The 1,217-nt window shown below is 48.2% G+C and carries 2 protein-coding genes; both read left to right on the top strand.

All coding sequences use genetic code 11. The features are described 5' to 3' along the window. Positions 1-460: pseudouridine synthase (locus R7070_RS25725; RefSeq protein ID WP_318141453.1), on the top strand; the 460-nt coding region annotated here is incomplete at its 5' end. A gap of 1 nt (position 461) precedes the next feature. After that, complete coding sequence (gene pgeF, locus R7070_RS25720; protein WP_005460314.1) at positions 462-1,190, top strand: peptidoglycan editing factor PgeF; 729 nt, start codon at positions 462-464, stop codon at positions 1,188-1,190. The last annotated feature ends 27 nt before the right edge of the window (positions 1,191-1,217 follow it).

Genomic DNA, 1,217 nt, shown 5'->3' with positions numbered 1-1,217 from the left:
GATTGCAATCGGTCGTATGACAGCGGGTGGTAAAGTGCATCAACCAATTGGTCGCCACTCGACTAAACGCACACTCAGGGCTGTAGCTCCTTTGGGTAAACCTGCGGTAACGCACTACCGTGTAGCAGAACACTTCCGTGAGCATACGCGTATCCGTCTGCGTTTGGAAACTGGTCGTACTCACCAAATCCGTGTTCATATGTCTTACCTACAGCATCCTCTGTTAGGTGATACTGCTTATGGTGGTCGTGCACGTATTCCTACTGGTGCATCGCAAGAACTGACGGACATGATTCGTGGTTTCGATCGTCAGGCGCTACACGCCGTAATGCTTCGTTTTGAACACCCTATTACTGGTGAAGAACTGGAATTCCATGCTCCAGTGCCAGACGATATGGTGGCTATGACAGAAGCGTTGCGTAAAGACACTGAAGAATACGGTCTACCGGACGAGTTTTAAGATGAAGGCAATCATTCCTAACTGGTCTGCACCTAAAAATGTCAAAGCCTTTGCTTCTACGCGAGTTGGTGGCTTTTCGACAGGCTCTTATCAAGGGTTAAATCTCGGTGCGCACGTTGGGGATGATGCTTCTATCGTAGCGAAGAATCGTCATTGGTTGGCACAGCAAGCGAATATGCCAAGTGCGCCAATTTGGTTAAACCAAACTCATTCTACTGTCGTTGCCCATGCGAATGCTCCTACGTCAATAGTGCTTGATGCTGATGGCGTCTTCACATCGGCGAGTAATGTTGTGTGTTCTGCCATGACCGCTGATTGTTTGCCTATACTGCTGACGAATACTCAAGGTACTCAAGTAGCAGCTGTTCATGCCGGTTGGCGTGGTTTGGCAAATGGTATCGTTGAAAATGCTCTTGCATTATTTTCGGGTGATGTGATGGCATGGTTAGGGCCTGCTATTGGTCCACAGGCGTTTGAAGTGGGTGAAGATGTTCTACAAGCGTTTGTCGATTTTGACTCAAAAGCTCAGCGCGCATTTACCCCTCGTAATGTGGAAGGTAAATGGCTTGCCAACATGTCGCAATTAGCGACGCAGCGTCTCAACAGGGCTGGCGTCTCGCAAGTTTTCGATTCCGGTTTGTGTACTTACCAAGATAAAGAGTCCTTTTATTCTTACCGCCGAGATGGTGTGACAGGAAGGCAAGCTACGTTTATCTGGATTGAAGAGTAAGCCCCATAAAGCTCAAAAGAGCTGAGA

This window comes from Vibrio sp. 1557 (assembly GCF_033340175.1).
GTDB classification, from domain to species: Bacteria; Pseudomonadota; Gammaproteobacteria; order Enterobacterales; family Vibrionaceae; genus Vibrio; species Vibrio alginolyticus.
Note: the sequence above shows the minus strand (reverse complement) of the source record. Positions and strands in the feature narration are given on the sequence as shown.

Bases quoted from the DNA above. Each gene is read 5' to 3' on its own strand.
- pgeF (WP_005460314.1), top strand. From the start codon at position 462: ATGAAGGCAATCATTCCTAACTGGTCTGCACCTAAAAATGTCAAAGCC.